Annotated in this window: 19 protein-coding genes, 1 tRNA gene and 3 pseudogenes; 8 read left to right on the top strand and 15 right to left on the bottom strand. The window is 65.6% G+C overall.

Annotated elements, in window-relative coordinates; all coding sequences use genetic code 11:
• The first annotated feature begins 70 nt into the window (after positions 1-70).
• Positions 71-715: a hypothetical protein gene (locus PZE19_RS19730; RefSeq protein WP_277862316.1), complete on the top strand. Its 645-nt coding sequence runs from the start codon at positions 71-73 to the stop codon at positions 713-715.
• A gap of 106 nt (positions 716-821) precedes the next feature.
• On the opposite strand, the gene PZE19_RS19725 is transcribed toward PZE19_RS19730, so the two are convergent.
• Positions 822-1,151, bottom strand: coding sequence for a cupin domain-containing protein (locus PZE19_RS19725; protein ID WP_277862315.1), 330 nt, complete (start codon positions 1,149-1,151; stop codon positions 822-824).
• A gap of 474 nt (positions 1,152-1,625) precedes the next feature.
• On the opposite strand from PZE19_RS19725, the gene PZE19_RS19720 reads away from it, so the two are divergent.
• On the top strand, positions 1,626-2,444 hold the full coding sequence (locus tag PZE19_RS19720; RefSeq protein ID WP_277862314.1) for a hypothetical protein: 819 nt from the start codon (positions 1,626-1,628) through the stop codon (positions 2,442-2,444).
• Here PZE19_RS19720 and PZE19_RS19715 read toward each other — a convergent pair.
• On the bottom strand, positions 2,339-2,740 hold the full coding sequence (locus tag PZE19_RS19715; RefSeq protein WP_277862313.1) for a DNA polymerase ligase N-terminal domain-containing protein: 402 nt from the start codon (positions 2,738-2,740) through the stop codon (positions 2,339-2,341). The two genes, PZE19_RS19720 and PZE19_RS19715, sit on opposite strands and share 106 nt — an antisense overlap.
• 151 nt (positions 2,741-2,891) lie before the next feature.
• On the opposite strand from PZE19_RS19715, the gene glnA reads away from it, so the two are divergent.
• Positions 2,892-4,304 carry a type I glutamate--ammonia ligase gene (glnA, locus tag PZE19_RS19710; protein ID WP_277862312.1) on the top strand — a complete coding sequence of 471 codons (1,413 nt, stop codon included), beginning with the start codon at positions 2,892-2,894 and terminating at the stop codon, positions 4,302-4,304.
• A 19-nt stretch (positions 4,305-4,323) separates the two neighbouring features.
• Here the strand turns inward: glnA and lspA are convergent, their stop codons facing one another.
• Positions 4,324-4,905: a signal peptidase II gene (lspA, locus tag PZE19_RS19705; protein ID WP_277862311.1), complete on the bottom strand. Its 582-nt coding sequence runs from the start codon at positions 4,903-4,905 to the stop codon at positions 4,324-4,326.
• On the bottom strand, positions 4,902-5,288 hold the full coding sequence (locus PZE19_RS19700) for a TraR/DksA family transcriptional regulator (protein WP_277862310.1): 387 nt from the start codon (positions 5,286-5,288) through the stop codon (positions 4,902-4,904). Before PZE19_RS19700 ends, lspA begins: the two co-directional genes overlap by 4 nt.
• Before the next feature lie 333 nt (positions 5,289-5,621).
• Here PZE19_RS19700 and PZE19_RS19695 point away from each other — a divergent pair, with 333 nt between their 5' ends.
• Both PZE19_RS19695 and PZE19_RS19690 read left to right on the top strand, forming a co-directional pair.
• Positions 5,622-6,665, top strand: a complete 1,044-nt coding sequence (locus PZE19_RS19695; RefSeq protein WP_277862309.1) for an NAD-dependent epimerase/dehydratase family protein — start codon at positions 5,622-5,624, stop codon at positions 6,663-6,665.
• 65 nt (positions 6,666-6,730) lie between these two features.
• Entirely contained in the window at positions 6,731-7,261 is a 531-nt protein-coding gene (locus PZE19_RS19690) for a type 1 glutamine amidotransferase domain-containing protein (RefSeq protein ID WP_277862308.1), read from the top strand.
• Between the two features lie 69 nt (positions 7,262-7,330).
• Here the strand turns inward: PZE19_RS19690 and xylA are convergent, their stop codons facing one another.
• Complete coding sequence (gene xylA / locus PZE19_RS19685; protein WP_277862307.1) at positions 7,331-8,644, bottom strand: xylose isomerase; 1,314 nt, start codon at positions 8,642-8,644, stop codon at positions 7,331-7,333.
• 228 nt (positions 8,645-8,872) lie between these two features.
• Between xylA and PZE19_RS19680 the strand changes: the two genes are divergently transcribed.
• Positions 8,873-8,945: transfer RNA gene (locus PZE19_RS19680), tRNA-Val, on the top strand.
• 951 nt (positions 8,946-9,896) lie between these two features.
• Here PZE19_RS19680 and PZE19_RS19675 read toward each other — a convergent pair.
• The 10 genes and pseudogenes from PZE19_RS19675 to PZE19_RS19635 form a co-directional block, all read right to left on the bottom strand.
• Entirely contained in the window at positions 9,897-11,681 is a 1,785-nt protein-coding gene (locus PZE19_RS19675; RefSeq protein ID WP_277862306.1) for a DUF1559 family PulG-like putative transporter, read from the bottom strand.
• A 106-nt stretch (positions 11,682-11,787) separates the two neighbouring features.
• The gene (locus tag PZE19_RS19670; protein ID WP_277862305.1) at positions 11,788-12,978 is read right to left on the bottom strand and encodes a mannosyltransferase family protein; all 1,191 of its coding nucleotides are present in this window, start codon (positions 12,976-12,978) and stop codon (positions 11,788-11,790) included.
• Between the two features lie 135 nt (positions 12,979-13,113).
• Positions 13,114-13,884, bottom strand: a complete 771-nt coding sequence (locus PZE19_RS19665) for a dolichyl-phosphate beta-glucosyltransferase (protein ID WP_277862304.1) — start codon at positions 13,882-13,884, stop codon at positions 13,114-13,116.
• A gap of 615 nt (positions 13,885-14,499) precedes the next feature.
• The gene (locus PZE19_RS19660) at positions 14,500-15,885 is read right to left on the bottom strand and encodes a glycosyltransferase family 39 protein (protein ID WP_277862303.1); all 1,386 of its coding nucleotides are present in this window, start codon (positions 15,883-15,885) and stop codon (positions 14,500-14,502) included.
• 595 nt (positions 15,886-16,480) lie between these two features.
• Positions 16,481-17,560: a hypothetical protein gene (locus PZE19_RS19655; protein ID WP_277862302.1), complete on the bottom strand. Its 1,080-nt coding sequence runs from the start codon at positions 17,558-17,560 to the stop codon at positions 16,481-16,483.
• Positions 17,561-17,745: 185 nt separating this feature from the next.
• Positions 17,746-19,008, bottom strand: coding sequence for a hypothetical protein (locus PZE19_RS19650; protein WP_277862301.1), 1,263 nt, complete (start codon positions 19,006-19,008; stop codon positions 17,746-17,748).
• 332 nt (positions 19,009-19,340) lie between these two features.
• Positions 19,341-20,015 carry a cysteine peptidase family C39 domain-containing protein gene (locus PZE19_RS19645; protein WP_277862300.1) on the bottom strand — a complete coding sequence of 225 codons (675 nt, stop codon included), beginning with the start codon at positions 20,013-20,015 and terminating at the stop codon, positions 19,341-19,343.
• A 39-nt stretch (positions 20,016-20,054) separates the two neighbouring features.
• Positions 20,055-20,495 (bottom strand): annotated as a pseudogene (locus tag PZE19_RS33115) (cysteine peptidase family C39 domain-containing protein); the annotation flags it as partial.
• Between the two features lie 307 nt (positions 20,496-20,802).
• Positions 20,803-21,069, bottom strand: coding sequence for a hypothetical protein (locus PZE19_RS19640; RefSeq protein WP_277862299.1), 267 nt, complete (start codon positions 21,067-21,069; stop codon positions 20,803-20,805).
• A 53-nt stretch (positions 21,070-21,122) separates the two neighbouring features.
• Entirely contained in the window at positions 21,123-22,277 is a 1,155-nt protein-coding gene (locus PZE19_RS19635) for a hypothetical protein (protein WP_277862298.1), read from the bottom strand.
• A gap of 1,155 nt (positions 22,278-23,432) precedes the next feature.
• Between PZE19_RS19635 and PZE19_RS33365 the strand changes: the two are divergent.
• Positions 23,433-23,657 (top strand): annotated as a pseudogene (locus PZE19_RS33365) (transposase); the annotation flags it as partial.
• A 51-nt stretch (positions 23,658-23,708) separates the two neighbouring features.
• A pseudogene (locus PZE19_RS33360) lies at positions 23,709-23,831 on the top strand (IS5/IS1182 family transposase); the annotation flags it as partial.
• Positions 23,832-24,005: the final 174 nt, after the last annotated feature.

Below are 24,005 nucleotides of genomic sequence, written 5' to 3'. Positions count from 1 at the left end.
GGGGTCGAGCGAAACGGCCGGCCGGTATCGCGGCCCTCGTATGGATGTTACTCAAGGAGAGCATTCTCCCATGTTGAAGACCTTGACGCTGAGCCTCAGCCTTGCTGTCGCTCTTGGGTTCTGCAGCGTGAGCATGGCGGGCGTGTTTGACGGCGGCTGTGCGACGTGCGGCCTGGCCTCGCCCCAGGGCGGACCGGTCGCCAGCGCCCAGGGCTCTTACCTGCCCACCGCCGGCTGCGACGACGGGTGCGCCACCAAGAAGAAGTGCGACCTCTTCGGCCACCTCGGTGGCAAGCTCGACGGCCTGCACTGCAAGCTGAAGGGCCTTCTTCACCCCCCCGTGACCTACGAGTGGGTCCTGAAGAAGAAGCGGCTGTGGGGCCATAAGGGCGGCTGCGGCGGTGGTTGCGGCGAAGGCTGCGGCCCGGTCGCCGAGACCGTCTACCCGACCTCGCAGGTCGCTCCTTCCGGCCAGGGCTACGCCGCCCCGGCTCCTTCGGGCCAGGGCTACGCCCCGGCCGCCACGGGCCAGGGCTACGCCCCGGCTCCGGCCCCGATCTACGGCGTCGGCCAGCACGCCTACAACAGCAAGCCCGCCGCGACCGTCGCTTCGGTCCCGGCCGAGATCACCCCTTCGCTGACCGGCGAAGAGGCTCCCCCGGCCCCCGAAGTCAAGACCGGCGGCCTGCTCCTGCCGACCCCGGCCGGCGAGTGACGCAAGTCACGAACCGCGACTGAATCGTGACCCGATTCAATCCACGACCCCGCCGACGCACCTCGCGTCGGCGGGGTCGTCGCGTTTCGAAGCCGGCCGGCATCGTTCACGCCGGCTCGTCGGCGAAGAAGACCGCCAGCCAGACCGTGGGCTCGTCGGGCGTCGTCCAGTCGACCCGGTGACGACGGTGCGCGGCGATCGTCAGGTGGTCGCCCGGCCCCATCGCGACCACCTCCTCCGGGCCCTCGAATCGAAGCCTCGCCGCACCGCGGAGCACGACGACGAACTCGTGCTCGTCCTGGTCGTACCAGAACCCCTCGGGCGAGGCATGCCCCCGCGAGACGATCCGCTCGACCCGAGTCCGCCTCGTCCCCGCGAGCGGCTCGAAGAACTCGCCCGCGAGGTCGCCCGGAAGGGGTGAGAAGAGGTTTTCCATGGCCGGATCCTCACAAAAGGGCCTCCCGCGTTCGCAAGTCGTCGAACGTGTGCCATCCTATATCCTGGATGTGAGCGCCATCAGGCCTCCTTTTCCACGGACATCCGACAAGCCGCCCCACCGAGACGCCGAAAAACGCGAGCGAAAACGACGACCGAAGCCAGTGCCTTTTTGTCGTAATTATCTATAAGACTGGTACTTGGGTCCGCATTGGGTTCCATGGTTCGCCGCGAAGGAACCCACCCTCGACATCCCCGCGAACGGTCATGGGGAAAGCGATGACGACGGCGTAAGGTTTGCGGGTTTGGCCCAGGTTGAACTTTGGATTGACCGATTTTCAGGTGGTGCGTATCCTGCGCAGGTGTACGACCGCGCGTCCCTCGTCTCGACCCTCTCCATCGGCGTCCCGATCACTTCGACCGCGGGCGGGTCGTTTCCCATCACTCCGTCGCTCCGAAATCCGATGGGTGTTTGATGAGAAGAACGCTCTCGAAGAGGTGGAAGGTCGTCCTCGCGCTCGTCGGCCTGGTCGCGAGCCTCCCGGTGGTGGGATGGTTCTGCCTGACGTACGAGCCTCGTTACTATCGCGACATGGTCCCCCTGGGCCTCCCTCGGGCCCAGCTCGAAGACCGGGCCAAACATTTCGTGGCCCAGAGCCTCCAGCTCCGCAACGACATCTCCAGCGAGCCGACCTGGGAGGCCGTCTTCTCCGATCAGGAGGTCAACGCCTGGCTCGCCGACGACCTGGTGACGCACTTCGCCGACCAGTTGCCCCCCGAAGTCCGCGAGCCTCGCGTCCTGTTCGAATCCGGCCGGGTGATCCTGGCCTTCCGGCTGGAGCGGTCGGGGCTCTCCTCGGTGATCACCGTGGTGGCCCGGCCCCGGATCCCCGCCGACAACACCGTCGAGCTGACGCTGGAGAAGATCCGCGCGGGCATCCTCCCCGTCCCGGCCGACCGCGTGCTGGACCGGATCATCGAACGCGGCCGCAGCTACGGCGTCGACGTGGAATGGCAGAAGGTGGAGGGCTACCCCGTGGTGCAGCTCCACTACACGCCCAACCTCAAGCGCGACGACGTGCGGCTCGACGACGTCGAGATCCGCGCCGGCCTGATCCGCCTCGCCGGCCGCTCCGACCGGACCCGGGGGGCCTTCTACACGCCCCGGCTCCCCTCGCGGAAGATCCTTCAGTCGACCTTCCCGAGGGAGATCTTCCAGACGCCGGGTTCGGGATCGGGGTCGTTCGACGCCGCCCGCGGGCGTTTCGTCAGGCGAAGCTCGCCCACGAGCTGACGGCCTTCCAGCCGCACGCGGACGCGGTCGTCCGCCCATTCGATCGGCACGTAGACGCCGCCGTCGACCCGCCGCACGGAGCCCCGGCCGCCGGAGATCGGGCCCTCGTAGTCGAGGTACGCCGCGCGATGGTCGGGCAGGGGCCTGGCGGTCGCTTCCGCGCCGGGGGAGGGGGGGGCGTCGAGCGCCCAGGTCTTGAGGACCCCGTCGCGTTCCAGCATCAGGTCCCAGTGGATCCCGTCCCGGCGGTGCTCCAGGAGCACGAAGCGGGGCTCGGGCCGGGGGTCTCGGGCCATGGCGCGGTGCTCGACCGGGCCGGGCGTTCCGCGTAAGCTGGAGGGATCGCCCGATCCCGGCCCGCCGAATCCGCCCCGCCCTCGGTTCCGATGGTAAGCTCTCTCCATCCGAAGCGACAGGGTCGAGAGCCAACCCCCGGAGCAGCCCGCGGTGACCCCCAAAGAAGTACTGGCGCAGATCCGGCAGCGCGAGGTCACGACGGTCGACCTTCGGTTCATGGACTTCCCGGGCGTCTGGCAGCATTTCTCCATCCCCGCCGACGCCCTCACCGAGGAGACGTTCGAGGAGGGCATCGGCTTCGACGGCTCCAGCGTCGTCGGCTGGCGGGCCATCAACGAGGCCGACCTGCTCGTCGTCCCGCAGCCCGAGACCGCCCTGGTCGACCCCTTCATGGCCCAGCCCACGCTGACCATGATCTGCAACATCCACGACCCGATCACCCACCAGGACTACACCCGCGACCCCCGCAACATCGCCCGCAAGGCGGTCTCGTACATGCGGAGCACCGGGATCGCCGACTACTGCCTGCTCGCGCCCGAGCTGGAGTTCTTCGTCTTCGACGACGTCCGCTTCGACCAGCGCTCCAACGAGGCCTTCTACCACGTCGACTCGGTCGAGGGGGCCTGGAACCGCGGCCGCGTCGAGCGCCCCAACCTGGGCTACAAGCCCGGCTCCGGGCTGGGCTATTTCCCCTGCCCGCCGACCGACAGCCTGGTCAACCTCCGCTCCGAGATGGCCCGCCGGATGGCCGAATGCGGCATCGGCACCTCGGCGCATTTCCACGAGGTCGCCACCGGCGGCCAGTGCGAGATCGACCTCGACGCCCAGGACCTGATGGAGAGCGCCGACCGGGTCATGATGGCCCGCTACATCATCCGCAACGTGGCCAACCGCAGCGGCAAGACCGCCACCTTCATGCCCAAGCCCCTGTTCGGCGACAACGGCTCGGGCCTGCACACCCACCTGTCGCTCTGGAAGGAGGACGAGCCGCTCCTCTCCGGCCACGGCTACGCCGGCATGAGCGACCTGGGCCTGTATGCGATCGGCGGCCTGCTGAAGCACGCCGGGGCGCTCTGCGCCTTCGCCAACCCCACGACCAACAGCTACAAGCGCCTGGTCGAGGGTTTCGAGGCACCCACCAAGGTCTCGTACAGCCGCCGCAACCGCGCGGCGATCGTGCGGATCCCGGTCTCGGGCGCGAGCCCCCGCAGCCGTCGCATCGAGTACCGCTGCCCCGACGCCGCCGCCAACCCCTACCTGCTGTTCTCCGCCATGCTGATGGCCGTCCTCGACGGCGTGCAGAACAAGATCCGCCCCGGCGACCCGCTCGACAAGGACATCTACGACCTCCAGCCCGAAGAGCTGGCCAAGGTCCCGACGACCCCGCGGTCGCTCGACGCCTCGCTCGAAGCCCTCCGCGCCGACCACGACTTCCTGCTCCGCGGCGACGTCTTCACGCCCGACGTCGTCGACACCTGGATCTGGTACAAGCAGACCTACGAGATCGAGGCGCTCCGCATCCGCCCCCACCCCTACGAGTTCAACCTGTACTACGACGTCTGAGCGGCGGGCGGCCGCTTCACTAGGTGGGCAGCGACTCCGCATCGCGGGCGAGCGGGGCGGCCGCCGGGCTCTCGTCCGGCGCGGCCGAGGGCTCGACCGGCGCCGGCTCGGGCCGGAGCGCGAAGAGGACCAGGGTCAGGGCCCCGACGACCAGCATGCAGTCGGCGAAGTTGAAGATGGCCCAGTCGAAGTTGATGGAATCGATGTGGAAGTGCACGAAGTCGCGGACGTGGCCGAAGACCACGCGGTCGTAGCAGTTGCCGATCGCCCCCGCCATGATCAGGCCGAGCGCGAAGGTCAAAGGGAGGCTCGCCGCCGCGCCGCCCACGAAGAGCCAGCCCACGATCGCCACGCCCGCCACCACCGACAGGCCGGCGAAGATCAGGCTGCTGTGCGGCAGGTCGCGGCCGAATCCCCAGAGCGCGCCGGGGTTGTAGCTCGTGCGCAGCTCCAGGACGTCGCGGATCACGGCCACGGGGGCGGAGGGGGGCGCGCCGACCTCCTGGAAGATGATCGACTTGGTCGCCAGGTCGAAGGCCGCGCCGCCGAGCGCCAGCCCCAGGAACAGGATCCAACGGCTCGTCGCGATCCGTCGCGTCATTCCGGGTTCTCCAGCTTCCGTGCGCACTCGATGCAGTAGCGGGTGTAGGGGAGGGCGGAGAGCCGGGCCTTGGCGATCGGCTGGTCGCATTCCGCGCAGTGGCCGTAGGTGCCGTCGCCGATGCGGACCATGGCCTCGTCGATGAGCTTGAGCGTCTCCTGCTCGTTCTCGATCAGCCCGAGGGTGAACTCCTGGTCGTAGTTCTCGGTCCCCACGTCGGCCATGTGCAGGGGCACGTTCGAGAGGTTCGTCGAGGCCTCGCCCTGGTTGCGCCGCAGGGCTTCGTCGGTCATGCGGTCGACGTTCCCGCGGAGCCGGTCGCCGAGGTCTTCGAGGAGACGACGGTACGAGCCGATTTCTTCCGGTTTGAGGCTTGCGGCCATGACGAGCTGTCCCTTCCGTCCGTCTTGACGATCCCGCACGACCGGATGCGGGCCCTCGCCGCGATCGTCCGGGCTGTGCTCGACGGGCCGGTGCGAAGGGGCGATGCGATGTCGATGACTCCACACTACACCGACCGGCGATCCGAAGGCCACCCCTAACTCGGGGCCGCGGCCGCCGGCCCGGACCTCGGCCGTCGGCCGGTTTGACCGCCGCGGCCCATCGGGTAGGATCGAGGGGGGCCGACGTCGGACCTTCCCCCGTCGAGCCGGCCTGGAAGCATGACCGCGCCAGGCCCGTGGACGGCATCCGCCCGCGGTCGAGACCCGTACGCCATGAGCAGCAGCAGCCCCAAGACGATCTTCGTGACCGGCGCCACCGGCCTCGTGGGCGGCCACGCGGTCGAGGAGGCCCTGGCCCGCGGCCACCGCGTCCGCGCCCTGGTCCGCCCCACCAGCGACGTCCGCAAGCTCGACGAGTGGGGCGTCGAGAAGGTGCTCGGCGACCTCGAAGACCCCGCCGCGCTCGCCCGCGGCGCCGAGGGCGCCGACTGGATCTTCAACTGCGCCGCCAAGGTCGGCGACTGGGGGACCCTCGCCGAGTTCCGCCGGCTGAACGTCGACGCCCTCCGCCTGCTCCTCGACGCCGCCGTCGCCGCCCGGGTCGAGCGGTTCGTCCACGTCAGCTCGCTGGGCGTCTACGAGGGCCGCGACCACTACGGGACCGACGAGACCACCCCGCCCGCCGCCGAGTCGCTCGACGCCTACACCCGCTCCAAGACCGAGGCCGAGGCCCTGGCCCTGTCCTATTGCAAGGACAAGGGCCTGGCGGTCGTGGTCGTCCGCCCCGGGTTCATCTACGGCGAGCGCGACCGCACCGTGTTGCCGAAGCTGCTGACGAACCTGCGCCGGGGGACCTTCGCGTACTTCGGCTCGGGGGAGCAGGCCCTCAACTGCATCTACGCCAAGAACCTGGTCGAAGGCATTTTCCTCGCCGCCGAGACCCCCGAGGCGGTGGGCCAGGTCTTCAACCTGACCGACGGCGAGGACGTCAGCAAGCGGCGGTTCGTCGGCCGCGTCGCCGAGCTGGCCGGCCTCCCCGCCCCGACCCGGAAGATCCCCCTGAAGCTGGCCAAGTTCCTGGCCGTGGTCGTGGAAGGCGGGGCCCGGCTCCGCGGCCGCAAGGACGCGCCGATCATCAACAAGGCCCGTTACAAGTTCCTGGGCCTGCACCTCGACTATTCCATCGCCAAGGCGCGCAAAGTGCTGGGCTACAAGCCCCCCTACGGCTTCGACGAGGCGATCGCCCGCGCCATGGCCGAGCACGCCCCGCCGGCCCGGGGCGAGGCCCCGTCCCCCGCGCCGGCCGCCCGCGGCTGACGCCGCCGACCCCGAGCCCAACCGTTCACCCGCACGATCGAACCACCCAGCGAGGGAGTCCCTGAATGAGCAGTCTCGGCGGCAAGTCCGCGGCGGTCCTGGTCGAGAAGTTCTACGAGGACCTGGAACTCTGGTACCCCGTCTACCGGCTTCGCGAGGCCGGCTGCGACGTGAAGATCGTCGGCCCGAAGGCCGGCGAGAGCTACGCCTCGAAGCACGGCTATCCCGCCAAGGCCGACGTCGCGGCGTCGGACGTCAAGGCCGAGGACTTCGACCTGGTCGTCATCCCCGGCGGCTACTCGCCCGACCACATGCGGCGCACGCCGGCCATGATCGAGCTGGTCGCCCGCGCGGCGAGCCTCGGCAAGGTGGTCGCGGCCATCTGCCACGGCCCCTGGATGCTCTGCTCGGCCCACTGCATCAAGGGCCGCAACGTCACCGGCTTCTTCGCGATCCGCGACGACGTCGAGAACGCCGGCGGGATCTGGCAGGACGGCGCCTGCGTCCGCGACGGCAACATCGTCACCAGCCGCACGCCCGAAGACCTGCCGGCCTTCATGCAGGGCATCTTCGCCACCCTGGCCGAACACGCCTGAGTCGAGCGATGGTCGATCGACCTTGCGGCGGGAGGGCGCGACGTTTCGCGCCCGCCCGCCGACGCATCCTCAGATGTAGTCGTTGAACAGGTTCTCCAGCATCTCCTGGCGACCGCTGGCGTTCCTCGCGGCGTCCCCCTTGGGGGCGATGTAGGCCTCCAGGTCGGAGAAACTCGCGCGGCCCGCCTCGACGCGCCGGCCCAGCTCGCAGTCCCAGCTCGCGTAGCGTTCCTTGACGAACTCGGCGAACCGGCCGTCCTCGAGGATCGCGTGGGCGATCTTGAGCCCTCGCGCGAATGCGTCCATTCCGCCGATGTGGGCGAGGAACAGGTCCAAGGGCTCGAAGCTCTCGCGCCGGACCTTGGCGTCGAAGTTGACGCCCCCGGTCGTGAAGCCGCCCATCTGCAGCAGGCAGATCATGCACTGCGCGGTGAGGTAGATGTTGGTCGGGAACTGGTCGGTGTCCCAGCCCAGCAGGTAATCCCCCGTGTTGGCGTCGATCGAGCCGAGGGCCCCGGAGCCGATGGCGACCTCCATCTCGTGCATCATCTCGTGGCCCGCCAGCGTGGCGTGGTTGGTCTCAAGGTTGAGCTTGAAGTGGGGGAGCAGGTCGTACGTGCGGAGGAAGTTCAGGCAGGCCGCGGCGTCCGAGTCGTACTGGTGCTTCGTCGGCTCCTTGGGCTTGGGCTCGATGTAGAACGTCCCGTTGAAGCCGATCTGCTTCTTGTAATCGACCGCCATGTGCAGGAATCGGCCGAGGTGGTCGACCTCGCGCTTCATGTCGGTGTTCAGGAGGGTCATGTACCCCTCGCGGCCCCCCCAGAAGGTGTAGCCGGTCCCTCCCAGTTCGAGCGTCACTTCCATGGCCTTCTTGACCTGGGCGGCGGCGAACGCGAAGACGTCGAAGTTGGGGCTCGTGGCCGCCCCGTGCATGTAGCGAGGGTTCGAGAAGAGGTTCGCGGTCCCCCACAGGAGCTTGACGCCCGTCCGCTCCTGCTCCTCCTTGAGGACCTTGACGACGGCGTCGAGGTTGGCGTGGCTCTCCTTGAGGTTGCGTCCCTCGGGGGCGACGTCGCGGTCGTGGAAGGCGTAGAACGGGGCGCCGAGCTTCTCGAAGAACTCGAACGCCGCCCGGGCGCGGGTCTGAGCGTTGGCGACCGACTGGCTCCCGTCTTCCCACGGCCGTTGCGCCGTGCCGGCGCCGAAGGGATCGGAGAGCGGGTTGCAGAACGTGTGCCAGTAGACGACGGAGAACCGCAGATGCTCCTTCATCGTCTTCTCGCCGACGACCGCGTCCGGGTCGTAGTGTTTGAACTCCAGCGGATTCCGCGACTTGGGGCCGCCGTACTGGATCTTCGGCACGTCAGGGAAGAAAGGAGGCATGGTCGTCTCGCCATTCGTCAGACGGACATTTGAACAGACTGCGAGCCATCACTTTAAGGAGCCCACCCTACGCGGGCAACCCCCCACCCAAACCTCTCCACGACCCCGACTCGCGTCACAGGCGAGCCCCGTAGGAAGCCCCATGAATATCGTCCTCAAGACATCCGGCCGCCTTGCGGACCTCTGCTTCAGCCGTTAAAATACTCGTGTCGCAACTGCGAACACGCCGGGCGGCTAACTCAGTGGTTAGAGTGCCATCCTCACACGGTGGAAGTCATTGGTTCAAATCCAATGCCGCCCATTATAGAGTTTCCCCTCCCAAGGACTTGCGGCAGGGCGACTGGGCTTGCGATTAGGGGTTGCGGACGGATTACGATTTTTCCGGTTTTCGTTCGGCTTTCAAGAAATCGATTCTTGCCCCCGGCGACCTGAGAGGGTCGCCTTCTTCGTGGATCTCTCCGCGGTACCCGGCTTCTGTATGCCCCGCCCGTCTCACTACTCTCCAACCCGACTTTACAGGCGGCGAAGTCTGGCCACCCGTCGCGAGGTGGTCTCGAATCTCCTCGCTCTCGGCGTGACCACGCTCGACGAACCCCGCCGTCTGCGACTTTTGCGTCGACCCGAACGTCTCGCTCTGCCAGGGCGGCACCGACCCCTCATCCGCATCCGCGTCGATCGAGCCGCCCAGCCTGTCGCCTAGACCTCCCCCCAACCCATACCCGAGCCGACCCCCGACTTCGTTTCGCGCTAGTGGGAGGAAACGCTCGCCTTCGCGCGATCGCTGAAGTCGCCGGTCGCCCATCTGGATCAGTTCGTCGTCGGTCATGAGGTCGCGGAACGGCATGTCGCCGTGAGCGTCTCGGACCGCTTCAAGCGGCTCGTCGATTCGTCGTGACCGACGAGGCCGTACGGGGCGGGGAGGCGTCGAAGCGGAGCATGACGCAGACGGCGGCACTGCTGAGCGCCCACTTGAGGCGACGACTAGGGTCGGTGATTCGTCGTGACCCAGACGGTTGAATCACGAGGAGAAGGGACGGAGGATCGGGTCGCGGCGGATTCGACGGTGGATGGTCGTCGGCGCGAGGATTCAGGAAAATGGAATTCGTGAAGGGCAGGGCGTCCACCCGAGACGAGACGCGGCTCTTCCCGTACGGAGTTTTGCGAGATGACAAAGATTTGTTCATAATGACAATTTTTGAAGACGAGGGCTTGGCCACGCCGTCTCCGATGACTCGCGACGCACGTGCCGTGATCAATACGCGTCCTGAGAGAACGCCTCCCCCCCCGAGACGGTCGCCAGGGCTTTCCAAACCGGCTCGGAGACTTGCTGCTTCACGAAGCGGACCGTCCCGTCGGCCAGCAGCAGGTTGACGCCGCCGGAGTGCCGGCTGGTCGCCGTCGACACGATCGGGCCGTCATAGTCGCTCGAGCCACCGACCAAGCAGCTCGGAGCCTGCGGCGGTAGGATGTGGTGGTAGCGAGTATAGACGACGTTGCCGTCGCCCCAGCGGCCGCCCGATCGGTGATGAGTCACGTCGAAGCGTGGGGTCCCAGGCGAGATCGACCGGCAGGAATCGGGCCGCTGGTCGGTGAGGTAGTAATCCGACCCCCGATCTTCGGGGCCCGGCCCTCCGAGGCATCTCTCGCTGAACAGGGCGGTATAGCTCATGCCGTCACGGAAGTCGGCCGGCCCTACGGCGCTCTGGAACCAGAAGACCCCGTCGTTCTTCCCGGTTCCGTTGGCGACCGGCAAGTCGGCCGAAAGATTGCGGGGCATCGTCCCGGCCGACCCGCGATAGGACGTAGGGCCGGTGACGGCGGCCAGATCGGCTCCCGCCTCGTCGCTGCGCATGCGGTCGGACGGACAGAGCAATCCGGCGAGGGTCGTCGCCAGGGCGGTCCGGTTCAACGGAGCGTAGGGGTCGTCCCCGTGGCTCCACGGGATGCCGCCGAAGTTGAGCGAATGGAAAAGCGTCGGTTGTTCCAGGTAAGGCAGGATCTGGGATTGGGCGGACCAGCGAGGTTCACGCCCCGCCGGCGACCCGCCCCCGACGCCGAAAGGCAGGACCCCGAGCGTCGCCTGATAGTTGGCGGAGGCTAGGCCGATCTGCCTCAGGTTATTCTGGCAGCTCGCCCGCCTCGCGGCCTCGCGAGCCGACTGCACCGCCGGGATCAGCAGTGCGATCAGCACGCCGATGACCGCGATGGCGGCCAGGAGTTCGATCAGCGTAAAGCCACTTCGTCCGAACGCCCCCATGCGGCGCACGACCGCTCGGCGTCGGATCGCTATCCCAACCAACGAGGCCGCGGCGATGACGGCGGCGCCGGCCGGGAGGACGCTAGCCGCCCAGCCCGAGCGAAGAGAGCCTTCCTTGATGATGCGATCGGCGAGCACGACGATCCGATCGAACTGGACGCGCAAGCCGTCCAGCGTGTTCAGCGCGTGCACTTGGATCGAAACCTCCTCGACGGGCCCGGAGCCGTACTGGACCTCGCCGATCTGCGAGTGCGACCCGTCCGGCCCGGCGTAGAAGAAATGAAGCGTCTCGCCGGCCCGACGGATGCCCAGGCGGCCGGACTCCCTGCCGTCGGCGAGGCAGGGGGAGGCGATCGTCCGGCCTCCCAAGTCCGCGTAGCTGCTGAAACACGGGCCGCCCTTCTCGTGCTTCCGACTGACGACCGTCCAGCCCCCTGGGCCGGCGACGACGAGCTCTAGGGCGTTGAAGGCCGTCGCGTCGCCTGCCCCCCGGGGGGCGTGGGGACGAGGGAGCTCGCGTATGCGAAAGTCGGCCAGCACCTCGAAGTCGCCCTCGAGCCGGAACCGGCCCTTCAGGCTGATGGGGCCCCGTCCGGCAGGGCCGGCCGGCAGCAAGGCCTGCAAGCCGTCCGGTTCGAGGAGCCATCGCCCGCGCGTGCCCTGGGAATCCGCGCGGAACAGGGCCCGATCATACCCGTTCGAACGGAGGTCCACATCCAAGACATCGCTGGGCGGGGCCGCAGGGGCCGCCAAGGCGATAAGCAGCACGATCGAGGACATGGGGTCGATCCTCCTCATCGATACGCGGGATGCGAGGGGGGGCTCTACTCGTCGTCTCAACCTCACTTCGCGACCCCTCGGGACCGGACGGCCTCGGGGGCTTCCGCTAGATAACGACGTGCCACGTCGCGAACATCGCCGAGAAGGCACCCAGGAAGAAGCCGCTCACGCCGATCAACGCCGCAGCGGCCGGCGGCTCGACCGAGGCCAGCATCCGGCCCATGACCAGGTAGATCGGCATGACCGCCGACGAATAGCGCGCCATGCTGACCATGTTCGTGGAGTAGCCGTTGGTGACATAGGCGATGAGGAGCAATCCGGCCGACGCTGCCACCTCGCGCGGCGTCAGCCAGCGCCGCACGGCGCCGGCGGCGACCAGCCCAAGGGTCGCGAGGAACGAGACCGGGTCCACGATCCTCATGTTGAAGAGGAGCGAGTGGTGGTACTCGTTGTTGTACCAGTAGGTCGACGAGCCGGGCAGCAGCGTGACCCATCCCGGCTCGAAGACCAGCAGGTGAAAAACCCGGTCCATGAGGGGCTCGGGCGGGCGTCGAGCCCATGCGGCCTGCGCCGTGACGAACGCGATCGGGTCGCCGAACTTGTCGTAAAGATGCGCGGAGAACGCCATCAGGCCCCAGACGGCCACGGGGGAGAGCATGGCGATCCGCATGAGTTTCCGGCCCGGGCGCCCCCCGCGGCCCCAGAGGTCCATGACGAAGGGCAAGACCAATGCGACGCCCACAGGGCGAACCGCCGTCGCCAGGCCGACCACGACGGCGACGAGGAGGGAATGCACCCCACGCTCCATCTGGTAGAGGGCCAGCGCGACGAAGAAGAGGAACATCGACTCCGAGTAGTTGACCCGGTAGAACAAGGCCGTGGGCAAGGTCCCCAGCGCCACCAGGGCGTACCCGCCGATGCGATCGCAGTCGGGGCCGTATCGCAGGGAGATGTATTCGAGGATCAGCCAGAAGGCGCCCACCAGGAAGACGTTCGAGGTCAGCAGGAGGGCTTCGTCGATCCCGAGCCCGGTGAGCCGGGACACGAGGCAACCCGTCAGCGGATAGGCTGGGAAGAACACGGCGTTCGAACGCTCGGTGGTGCTGTAGCGATATCCGGACTCGGCGATGGACTTGTACCATTGTCCGTCCCAGTTGCTGTAGGATTCCCCGGGCGACCCGAAGAGTGTCCCGCGGACCGGCGAATCCCTGAGCACGGCCGCGCCGAATGCGAATCCGCCGAGGACGATAACGCCCGTGGCGTAGGCGTAGAACAGGGCTCTGAGGAAGTTCTTCATGCACGGCCCCCGGGGCCCGCGACCCGACGCCTGGCGGCGCGGCCTTCGCGTCGGCCCTGACTCGATCGAGGTAGGACGGCCGGGGAGGGCGATGGGGCCGAATTCATCCCGAGCCGTCGGTCTGTCTCGCGGCGCTCACGCCGACCCTCCGGCCGATGTGGTCGGGACGGCGGCCTCGCCGATGGGGGGTGGGTGCCTGCGGGAGCGTACGGACCTCCGCACCCTCGGCAACCCGGACAACATCCGCCACGAGTCCCGCACCAGGCGCACCTTCGAGCCCGGCACCTCCTCCCAGTCGATCTCGACCTCGGCGACGCGATAGCCGCGGATTGCGGCCATGGCGAGCAGCTCGACGTCGAAGAGGTAGGCGTCCTCGGCGCCGTTCGAGAACAAGTCGAGCCCGGGACCGCGCAGGAACATCTTGAATCCACACTGGCTATCGCTAGCCGGATTCGGGACCATCCATCGCACGGCGGCCGAGAACGCCCGGCCGCACAGCCTGCGGTGCCACGCGCGACGCACGAGGATCGATCGTCGAGAGCCCACCACCAGCTCGGCTCGTCCTGACTCGATGATGTCGCGGAAGCGGGCCTCCTCCCGGATCGGGGTGGCCCCGTCCGCATCGCAGAAGAGCAGGAGGCTCCCGGACGAAGTCAGCATCCCCGTGCGTACGGCGGCCCCTTTTCCACGATTCCCTTCGTGCCGGATCAGGCGAAGCTCGGGCCACGTCTCCGACCTCCGGCGCACCTCCCGGTCGGTGCCATCCACGCTCCCGTCATCGACGACCAGGACCTCGTAATCCGCGGGGCCCGATCGAGCGAGATAGTCGCGGATCTCGTCCAAATGGCGAGGTAGGCGCGCCGCCTCGTTGTACGCGGGGATGATTATCGAGAGCTGGACAGGCATGATCAGGGACCCCCCGGCCGAAGGCTGGTGCCCGCCTGATGACGACGTGGTTCTTCTTCAAGCCGCGACAGAAGGAGCGGCTTTTTCGAGCACAACGAAGACGTGAGTGAGTGGCCATGCCCTGGCGGTAGATCGCCTATTCGAGCCTCTCTTCCGTCCACCGTATCGGAATCGACGCGTGTTTACAAGTGGCTGCTTCATCCTGTCGCCCTCCGAATTTCCGCCGTCAGCCCGGCCGGTGAAGCTTCGTCAGGGATGTCGCGCCTGCGCCCCGTCGGTGCGGTCCCAGCCGCCGGCGAGGCGCGGCAGCCGGTCGCGCGAGAGGCTGGCAAGGCCCGAAGAGCGGTTCGCCGACCGTGGCCGCGACCGTCGTGAGCGAACCGAGGCCTGATTCCGCGGATGGGAGTCGAGCCCCACCGCGGCGGCCCAAAGCGGGGCCGTCGGTTCGTCGAGCGAAGGCCCCGCCGGATCAAGGGGCTTCCCTGGAAGCGGCTGCGGTGCGAACGACTGTCGGGGGTCCAGCATACTTGAAACTCCCTCGCCGTCATCATCATCCGCCGATTGCCGTTGCTCGACGAGAAGTCGGCCGACAGACCGGCGTCGCCCGGGCGCCTCTCACCCCGCGCCGACGGTTCCAGGCCCCCGACTCATCCCCTCATCCGACTCGAATGGCCAGGCCGACGCGCCTGCGAAGACCATGGCAAATCCCAGCACCGGAAGGGCATAGCGAACATGATGGTTGAACTGCGTCTGTGAGCTGACGAGGACGAGGACGATCGCCCCGTGAGCGGCGAGGACCGCGAGGTCGAGAAAGCCCGCGCCCCCGATCCAGAAGCCAGCCCGCGGCCGATGCCGTGGGGATGCAACGTCACCGCTGGGGCGCTCCAACGAGCGGCCGACATCCCCGTTCCTTCGCTCCCGACAGATGATCGAGAGGATTCCGAATAAGACCAGGACTTGCAGACCGACGCTGGTCTTCGCGAGAAGCCCATAAAGATAGTAGTACCACCATCCACCGGACTTCCATTCACCGAGCAGGAACGACGGCTCGCTCAACGTTTCGAAGTCCTTCTTTTGGATATCGATGCCGATGACGTAGGAATGCGGCAATGGGACCGGAACATTCTCGAACCACGTTCCACGGAAACGGTTTCCAATATGACCCGGTTTCCCCGGGCCGGCGAGAGCTCGACTCGTGAAGGAATAATCGCCGAGCCTCGTCAAGGTACCATCGAAAAGATACCCGAGATTCAGGACGTACACGGCGAGGATGAGCAGAGCGGCGAACTGAGCCGCGCAAGGAGCGGGCGATCTCGTCCGGCCCGCCCCGCGGGTCAGGCGGCGACCGGCTTCCGTCCAGACCAGCCAGAGCACCGGCCAGAGGACTAGGAGGACGAGCCACGTCGACTTGCTCAGCAGCGCCAGACCGAGTGCGGCCCCGGCGGCCGCGGCTCGCCACCAGGTCGAGTTCCGCAACCAGCGCCACAAGAAATAGCCGGCCCCGAGGCCGAGCGATGTCGCAGCACAATCGTTCGTGATCAGCTCCGCGTGGCCCATGAGGAACGGCTCGAAGCACCAGAGCGTCAGGGAGACCAACCCAGCTGAAGGACCGCCCCAGAGGTCCCGCGACCAGACGAAGCAGATCAGGCCGCCGATTAAGGTGAAGGGGAGGCAACCCCAACGGCTGAGGGTGATCAGCCATGCGGAACGCGGTCCGTTGGCCCTGAGGAAGGCATAGCCCATCGGTAATTCAGGTCGCGCCCCGGGCGCCTCGTAGAATTGGTCCCAAACCTCGCGATGCCCGGCGAGCATGACCGGCAGCGCCGCGGCGTAGTGCACCAGGGGGGGGTTGACGCGGTAGACCTCGAACCGGCCGAACGTCCACTGCGTCAGCCCCGCGACCAGGTGTCCAGGCTCGTTGTAGGTCGGGCTGTGCAACGTGGCGGAGTATCCCACCAGGAGCCCGTGGGCGGCGAGGAGGAGGGCGACGGCCGCGACCACGCGAGCCCCATCCGCACGGACTCGCGGAGACTCGCGAGAAATCGCCGGCGCTGGAGTCGGAGTCATTGAAGGATCTCCGCGATCGTAGGATCGCCGACTGTGTAGCCGACACGGGGCCGGATCGACTTTTTAGTAATATATGGATACTCTGATCTTACCGTCCACTTGTGCGATGGCTTGGCGTGCCGACGGTTCGGCGTGCGGAGTGGGGAGGTCCGGCCTCAACGTCATGCGGAGCGTCCTTCCTTTCCTACGATGCATGAAACGAGGCTTTCGGCGGCATTCGAGTCGCTCCGATGAGGACCCCCAGGCCGCCTCTCGGCCCTTACTCTGATCTTGAGACGAGAAGCATCCCCGCGTCATCGAGTCTCGACCCCGACTAGCGTCAGCAAAGAACAACCGGGGCCCGTGATGCGAAGCCGTCCACCGGGGGCCCCGTCGAGGTCCTACTTGGAGGGCCTCCCGCCCGTCCCGCACCCGAATTTGACGGATGGAGGTAGCCTAACCAGGACATGCGCGAGCACGCGGTTGCATCAGCCGCGTTCCGGCACCGACTTCGAAGCGGTCGACCGACGCGACGAGCGCGGAGATTGCTTCATGGTTGGCAAGATCCTTGCTTGAGCGTATTCGCGCCTAACGTTGTCGGATTCAAGGTCCCCGCTCGGCTGGTGGACGGGCGCGCCGCCAATAGGAGGGCGACCGTCACTCCACCGACCGCGACGACGGATAGGATCAGGGGCAGGCGACCCTCGAAGCCGGGATCGGTCCCCGCCTTCTTGGCGGCTGCCACCGCCCGGGACCAATTCAAGATCGAGATCAAATGCAAACCCTGCCCGTCGCTGACCGGATCGAATCGCTCCGCGTTCGATGAGACGACCCTGCGGACCGTCCCCGGCTCGAGGTTCAGTCGGAAGGTCTCGGGAGGGACGTGGTCGTTGACTTCCACATCGTCGATCAGGAACGCGGCGTCGATGACCAACCTCTCCCGAAGCTGAGGCGACTGTGCGTTCGAATCGAATTGCATGCTCCTGAAACGTCCGGGGATCCAGATGCCATCCCCCACTTCTCGGTGATCATCCATCTCGTAACGAGACGCCACCGAGTTCGTCCGCGGGTTGTAAACGTCTTTCCTGAGGATGCACCGCGGGCGCTCGCAGTCGACCCAAAATGTGACGACATCCTTGATGTCGAGAACGTAGCACGGCCGCGACTGGATCCGTTCGATCCGCGGGAGGAGTCGGAGGTCGCCTTCCTTGAACAGAGGATTCAACGCGAAGGGCCGACCGAAGTTCTTCGGAGCGGGCCAGCTCGTGAAGGGCCACCAACAGAGGACCTCGAAGATCATCTCCTCTTGGATCGTCGAAAGGGCCCCATTCGATCGCGTGTTCTCGAAGTCGACGAGGAGTCGATTCAGGTGCTCTAGGATCACGGACTCGTTCGGGGTGACGAGCAACGTCTTCCGAATCGGGTCGTCCGACCATTTGAGCCTGGAGTGACCATGGGCGTTGTCCCGGATGAACGACCCGGGTCGACTCGCCGCCAAGCGTCGTCGTAGATAGGCGCCCTCCAGCCGGCCCGGGCGTCGGCTGCCAGGCGCCTCTTGGTAGACCAACGCCAAGGCGAAGAGGTCATCATGCTGATCGATGAGCGTTTGGGCCAGCGAGGCCGCCGTCATCGGTCGGCGGCCTCCCACCGCGAGGGCGGAGGCGGAATCCGCTTGCGGGATGAGGCCGACGAAGCCGCAGAACGACCAGATCAAGGTCCAAGGCATCAGCCCGCCTCGCAAACGTAGGAGTACCATGAAAGCTCGACGCGAATGCGGCTCAACTCCGAACGAACAGCCGCGACCCTCGAGGGACGTCAGCGCTTCTTTCGCGACTTGACGTACGCATACAATGCAATGCCGCAGATTATGAGAACGTTGGCGAGCAGGATTAGTGCCTGTTTCGAGCCGGTCGTGCCCAGTCTCTTGTCCAGAGCTTCAGACGAGGACGTAACGGTGTACTGATGAGGGGTGGAGACGGAAGAGTTCGGTCGCGTGTAATCCTGGATCATCATCCCGGGGGCGCCATACCAGAGGCTGAACTCATCTCGACCCGCCGGTATCCTCCGGATCTCACTGACATCGATCACCGTTGCATAAAGAGGTTCCGACGAGATATGAAGGGGGGCCAGAAGGTCCGCATGGCATTTCACGTCGCAATGCTTCGGCAACCACGGACCACCCGGCTCGAGCTCAACGAAATCGGAGCTCGTCGAATGGAACATCAACAAGCCGTTCGACCTCCGGAATTCCCATCGTTCCCGCACCGCGAAGCCCAGCTTGCCGTCGAGCAAGAATCGGCACAGGCGTTCTTCGCCTACAAGCTGACGACGTTGTCGCTCCTTTCTCATCTGGAGCTTATCCGTGCCATTCAGCAGATCATCGAAGCTCGGATCCGTCTCGATCGGATAGGTCCCACTGCTCTGCCAAGGCTCAGGATATTGGATCTCGACCTCGACCAGTTCTTCGGACTCCCGACCCATGAGCCGCACGGACACGACCTTGCCGGCGGCGGCGCGGGTTAGGACGAGCGATCTGACCGGCCGTCCCATGGTGGTGCCCTGGGTCGGGCCATCGAAGCCGGCTTCGAGCAGATACCACAGATCGCTCCTCGTCCAGCTCGTGACCGTCCGATTCAGCTTGCTCTCAGCCTCGCTGAGCGCCGGAGTGGTCACGATGAGAGAACCGGGGTTGCTCTTGTTTTGGGGGTCGAACCGGCCCACGAAGAATTTCGCCCCATCGAAGGAAGTCTCCAGAACGTCCTCGCCCGAATGGTACTTGCCCGGCGGATAGCGCAACGATTCTCGATAACTGACGCCCTTGAACATCAATTCAAATCGGATCTGCTGTGTAAACTCCGATTCGGACTCGGGAGTGCCCAGGGTCTCGAGGACTTTCCGAGACGGCATGAGCATCCGTCTGTTCATCGATCCCTTGATCTCCAGGTCGGAGAAGCTATTGTCGGCCCCCGCTGCCAAAGCGGCCCGAATCCTCTCCGGGATCGTCGATGAGCCGATCCCGTCTCGCGTGCCGGAAGGTTGTAGCGTGAGGGCCCCCAGGATCAATGAAAGAAGCACCATCTCGAATTCCTTCGCCAGTTCGAAAGGAGTTATGAGTACATCGCCGAATCGCTCGCTCGGGCGGTCAACGAAGCGGTCGTGCGGCGCTCAAGGACGATGGCAAGACGGGAGGATTCGCCCGACTTTGAAATGATCGGGGTGCCGGAGCATGCCTTGAAGGACCGAGTTATGCCGGCGTCGGCTGCTAAAATAGAGGGAGCGACCCACGGCACAATCGCTGGATACGAGGTGGAGAAACCGTTGTGGTCGTAACGGTCCATCGCCATTGAGGTCTCTTGGGTGTTTGATTGCGCCGGATGGCGTTTACCGCTTCCCCAGCCTCGGTCGGCCGATCAGACGTCCTGTCCCGACGCTCCTCGCGAGCGAACGATGAACTTGCGGCCAAGCACATAGGCGACCGGCGGGAGTGCCAGTGCCCCGGCTCCCGCCCAGTAGACCGTCCGAGGAACACGCCTTGTCGGGATGAGCGCGTGGCCGGTCCAACGTCTCCGGAATTCATCGACAGGAAAGGTGTACACAAGAAGCGGTCCGGCGTGAACCGTGGTCACCACATCGGAGTTCGCCTGGATCAAAACATGAAGCGTGGCCGCGTCGGTCCTGCCAAATCTGAGCGGAACGATGCATGGTCCGGTCCGGTGCATCAAGTCCTCGTAATCGACCTGCCGAGCGCGAGCCTTGATGCCGTGCTTGGAGAGGAGCGAGGCGACCTCGGCGAGCGTACTGCAGACTTCGTCACGAACGATCGTGTTCGAAAGGATATCCGTGCCGTATAAACCTGCAAGGAGGCCGGCTGCATTTCTCCCGTCATTCACGTTCGAACGGATTGTCTCGTCGGCCCCGGCCGCGGTCACGGGACTCCCAAGGGTCCCGAAAGCCAGTAGGATCAGGATGTTGATCGCCACCCGACGGCCTGAACCGACGGGCCGAGACGACGGCGAGAGGGATCTCATGACCGAAATCAGCAGCACCGCGAGCGCGAGGAGATGCATCCCAAGCAGAAGGATCATGGGTCCTGTCCCCCGATTGATCAGGGAAGGGTCGGGTACGACGACGTATCCGCTCCACCAATCCGAAAACGATCGCCATTTCCAATGTTTGTCTTGATTCACCATCGGGTCGAAGGTCTCGACGCCTTCTTTATCGATCCGAGTTACAATTATGAAATGGCCGTCGGTGCCCTGGGGCCTCATGTGTGCAATTAGCGGAGTTGACGTCGAAAGAAGCTGGGTGGGGTCCAGGCGACGGATTGTGCATGCCACTCCGTAGTTCAATAACGCGCCCCTGACATCTTGTACCGAACATCCATTTTCCGCCAATCGAAACTCCGCCCGTACCGCATCATAATCCAGATTGCATCCAAGCATTCTTGCCAAGGAGAATACAGTCCGAGGTCCGCAGCTCACCTGCTCCGCCTCGGCGTAAGCCTGGGTCACCTCGTCTGCTCGAAGTGGGGTCAGGAGTGCGAAAGCGGCCAAAGGAATCCACATCGCGGACGTCCTAGGGAACCGGCTTCCTGCGGGCGCCTCGACCTCGATCCGTCCAGCCATATGGGTCATCTCCTCCCTTGGCTCGATGTCAAAACGCCGGAGATACGGCGACCCACAACGCATGCTATTCCGTGAGCTATGAGCTCCTCGGTGTCCATCTAGAATTCGAATCGAGTCCTGTCGAACGTGGCGACGATATGTGGAACCCGTCGGCGTATCGAGCATTCCTTGAACACGGAATGAATGACGCTTCGAATGTCCGGGCCGCTCGTTCCCGAGCGGCCCGGAGAAGGGATCGGCTCAACTCTTAACCGCACACGCCCGAGATGACCCCCTTGCCAGCGCAGCTGCCTGAGCAACCGGAATCGTTCTGGTCGCCCGGCGCGGACCCAGTCGTGAGCTTGTTGCCCGTGCAGCCTCCGCAGCTGGTTTCCTTGTAATTTCCACAGGCGCCCCCGATGATTCGGGAAGCTTCGCTTGCGCTGACCTCGCGGCCGGGCAGTCTGCTGCCTTGCATACAGATCGCGCCCAGGCCGACGATCAAAGAGACGCCGAGAGTCGCCAACAGCTTCATGGTATCCTCCACGACACTCAGGTGCAGGTGCGCCTTCCCCCACACATGCCACACTATCGCGTCGGGGGGGGAGCGGCGAGGTTGAGAGACACGATGGCATGTGTGTACGGGCAGAACGCCTCCGCGACGGTTTCCTTGGGCGTCGAGCGAAGAATCGAGCGGATCCAGACGGTCCCGCTTTCGACGGTTCGGGCCGGCGGCTTCAGGTCTTCGGGCAGGAGGTGGAACCACTCGAGCAGATGTCCCGTCGCTGTGACCCGGTTGACGTCGGTATCTGCCGGCGTGAAGACGTCGAGGCCTTCGACGAGATCGGAAGGCGACCAACAATGCGTCCAAGACCCATCGTCCAGTTGAGAGTCGACCGCCTGAGAGAGTTTGCTGCGAAGATACGCGACGAGCCGACTTCGGACGTTCGAGCTTAAGATCCCGAGGCCCCGATCGACTTTCGCGAACTCAGTCAGGACCATGACCAAGTGGGTCCCCGCGCAGGACGCCCGAGGGAGCGGCCGCCGCAGCATCTCTTCAGCGAGGTGGTCCAACGAAAATTGTTCGCCGTAACGGTTCTGCCAGGTCGTCTGGGGGGGGAGATAGCGGATGTAGGCCGCCGCCGTCCAGGATATCTCCTCTTGATCCAGATGGAACTCATGCAAGGAGGTCCGGAGGAGGTCGTAGACGTGAAAGTCTCCATCCTCGGATTCGATCACGGCGCTGAGTGGAACTCCGGATTCGGCGAGCGCGGCAAGCGTCTGGTCGCGGTGCTCGGTTGGCTTTCCTTCGGCAGACTCAGCCACCTCGAGGCCCCGCCAAGTGCGCCAGATCGATTGCTTCGGGAGTTTCACGCGCGTCACATAGGTCTTTCGTTCCCTCTTCAGCCAAGCAGGGTCGCGACCGGACAGGGATAGCAGTCGCGCCGCGTGCGACATGCGGCTGAGCGAAGTGTTTCTTGGGTCGGTCTCTATTGGGTCCGCGATCCATCCCAGGAATCTCTCCATCTCCGCTGGATCCCATGGCGGATCTACTCGAACCGGGTCGAACGAGATCTTGTACGGATTGTCACCGAGCAGTAGCACCGTATCCGCACCGGCCTCCGCCCCTCGATTCTGCGCCGTCGAAGCATGGATGCCGAGCGAGGAGGTGGTCCAGGCCATCACTCCGAGCGAGGCGGCGATCAGCCCGTACGACAAGAGCGAGGAGAGCTGGAGCTTCACGTGAAGATCTCCTGAAGCTGTGGGGGAGAACGCGAACAGTTGCATCTAATTTGCGTTGGGGGTACGGCAGTGGAATAGCAAGACCGCCGGAGTAATCGCGGTGCATCTTTCCGCCCGTCGTATGCACTCCCTGATACTATTGCTCAAGGACGGAGTCGGAATACCCTGAAGAACCTGGCTTGCGACCGTTCTGCCGACGCACAGCCCGAACGGAGTCGCGGGTGGGACGGAAGCGATCATCATGCGGAGATCAGCCAGGCCTCGGAAATCGTCGCAAAGTATGGCCGCCTCGTCTTCAGCAACATAAATGTACGAGTAGTTATGTGGAAATATTCTTGGACTGCCGAACAGGTAAGCTTGACAGAGAAGCCAATCTTGCCTCCAGTCGACGTTGCTGTGCAGCAGACGCTCATGCCCGCTGTGCAAACCTCCGTGGAGCGGATTGAAATAGGCCAACTGGTGGGGATAGGAGCCCAGCGACGCGTGGATCGTCGATAGAACCGATGCGAGTACGACGATGCGGCCGGCCGCTCTGATCCTCATGCCCGCCCGCCGCGTCGATTTCATGTCCGTTCTTCTCCCTCGGCAGGCACCCGATTGTGGCGCAAAGCGCAAGCCTGACCCACGCCTTCGCGTCAGCGTCGGTGGGCCGGTCGTGGACTTCGGGCCTGAATTGATCGACCTAGACGATCTCCAAGCATATTCCGCTCGGACAGCCCGATTGCGGTTCATCGCCGAGCTTACGAGTAATGGGCGAGCGCCCCGACGGTCATCTGCTACGTGAAGCAACCAGAAAGGATGGCTTCTCTGTCTGCCAGATTAAGAACGGTCTGGCTTATATCGCCTCGCGTTTGGGAGTGTATCGCGACATCCTGGTGAGATCAACAAAAAAAAGGGCACTTGTTTGGGCTACCTTCTGCGCTCCAACCTGACCCGGGGATTCGGACCGGCTGAACGAGGGCTCCTGGCCCGATGAGGCGTGGTTCGGCACGGCCCTTGATTGAGGCATACGCCCCGAGACCAGGTAGGCCATGGCCCTGTGTAGCCCGCCCACGTCGTTGCCACCCGTCGCTATGTTAGGGCTTGTGGACTGCCTGGAGGTTGATCCGGTGAGGATTTACGGCGGACCACGACCCGGGAGGGGCCGACGCCGCCATGCGACACCTGATCGCCGACCAGATCCGGGCCGTCCTCGGCCCGATGGTGGATAGCTGCCGCTCGAAGCCGGGCCCGGAGCCGGAGCCGCCCGACCGCATATTCTTCGAGGCCGTCCTCTACCGGGCCAGGACCGGCATCCCCTGGCGCGACCCGCCGGCGGAGTTCGGCGCCCGGGACGCGGTCTCCAACCGGCTCCGCCGCCGGATCCATTCGGGGCGGCTCAAGAGACTGTTCGACCTGATGGCCGGGCGGGCCGAGTGCTGGGACGCCCGGCGGCTGATGATCGACTCGACGGTCGTCCGAGCCCATCAGCACGCCGCCGGGGCGGCGCGAAAAAAGGGGGGGGGCGAGGCGCTTGCCTTCGGCCGGTCGCGCGGCGGCTACTCGACGAAGGTCCCCGACTACAACCCAATCGAGGAGATGTGGTCGAAGATCAAAGAGAGTCTGCGGCGAGCCGCCGCGCGGACGACCCCGGCGTTGCATCAGGCCGTGGCCGACGCCCTCGATCATGTCACGCCCAGCGGTATAGCCGGCTGGTTCCGTCACTCGGGGCTGTATGCCATCCCGGGG

This window comes from Paludisphaera mucosa, from assembly GCF_029589435.1.
GTDB classification, from domain to species: Bacteria; Planctomycetota; Planctomycetia; order Isosphaerales; family Isosphaeraceae; genus Paludisphaera; species Paludisphaera mucosa.
The sequence above is the reverse complement of the archived record's forward strand: the minus strand, read 5'-3'. Positions and strand labels throughout refer to the sequence as shown.

Excerpts from the sequence above, each read along its gene's own strand:
- PZE19_RS19730 (WP_277862316.1), top strand. The coding sequence starts at position 71 with ATGTTGAAGACCTTGACGCTGAGCCTCAGCCTTGCTGTCGCTCTTGGG.
- PZE19_RS19725 (WP_277862315.1), bottom strand. The coding sequence starts at position 1,151 with ATGGAAAACCTCTTCTCACCCCTTCCGGGCGACCTCGCGGGCGAGTTC.
- PZE19_RS19720 (WP_277862314.1), top strand. The coding sequence starts at position 1,626 with ATGAGAAGAACGCTCTCGAAGAGGTGGAAGGTCGTCCTCGCGCTCGTC.
- PZE19_RS19715 (WP_277862313.1), bottom strand. The coding sequence starts at position 2,740 with ATGGCCCGAGACCCCCGGCCCGAGCCCCGCTTCGTGCTCCTGGAGCAC.
- lspA (WP_277862311.1), bottom strand. The coding sequence starts at position 4,905 with ATGACGCGACGGATCGCGACGAGCCGTTGGATCCTGTTCCTGGGGCTG.
- PZE19_RS19700 (WP_277862310.1), bottom strand. The coding sequence starts at position 5,288 with ATGGCCGCAAGCCTCAAACCGGAAGAAATCGGCTCGTACCGTCGTCTC.
- PZE19_RS19695 (WP_277862309.1), top strand. The coding sequence starts at position 5,622 with ATGAGCAGCAGCAGCCCCAAGACGATCTTCGTGACCGGCGCCACCGGC.
- PZE19_RS19690 (WP_277862308.1), top strand. The coding sequence starts at position 6,731 with ATGAGCAGTCTCGGCGGCAAGTCCGCGGCGGTCCTGGTCGAGAAGTTC.
- xylA (WP_277862307.1), bottom strand. The coding sequence starts at position 8,644 with ATGCCTCCTTTCTTCCCTGACGTGCCGAAGATCCAGTACGGCGGCCCC.
- PZE19_RS19675 (WP_277862306.1), bottom strand. The coding sequence starts at position 11,681 with ATGTCCTCGATCGTGCTGCTTATCGCCTTGGCGGCCCCTGCGGCCCCG.
- PZE19_RS19670 (WP_277862305.1), bottom strand. The coding sequence starts at position 12,978 with ATGAAGAACTTCCTCAGAGCCCTGTTCTACGCCTACGCCACGGGCGTT.
- PZE19_RS19665 (WP_277862304.1), bottom strand. The coding sequence starts at position 13,884 with ATGCCTGTCCAGCTCTCGATAATCATCCCCGCGTACAACGAGGCGGCG.
- PZE19_RS19655 (WP_277862302.1), bottom strand. The coding sequence starts at position 17,560 with ATGACGGCGGCCTCGCTGGCCCAAACGCTCATCGATCAGCATGATGAC.
- PZE19_RS19650 (WP_277862301.1), bottom strand. The coding sequence starts at position 19,008 with ATGGTGCTTCTTTCATTGATCCTGGGGGCCCTCACGCTACAACCTTCC.
- PZE19_RS19645 (WP_277862300.1), bottom strand. The coding sequence starts at position 20,015 with ATGATCCTTCTGCTTGGGATGCATCTCCTCGCGCTCGCGGTGCTGCTG.
- PZE19_RS19640 (WP_277862299.1), bottom strand. The coding sequence starts at position 21,069 with ATGAAGCTGTTGGCGACTCTCGGCGTCTCTTTGATCGTCGGCCTGGGC.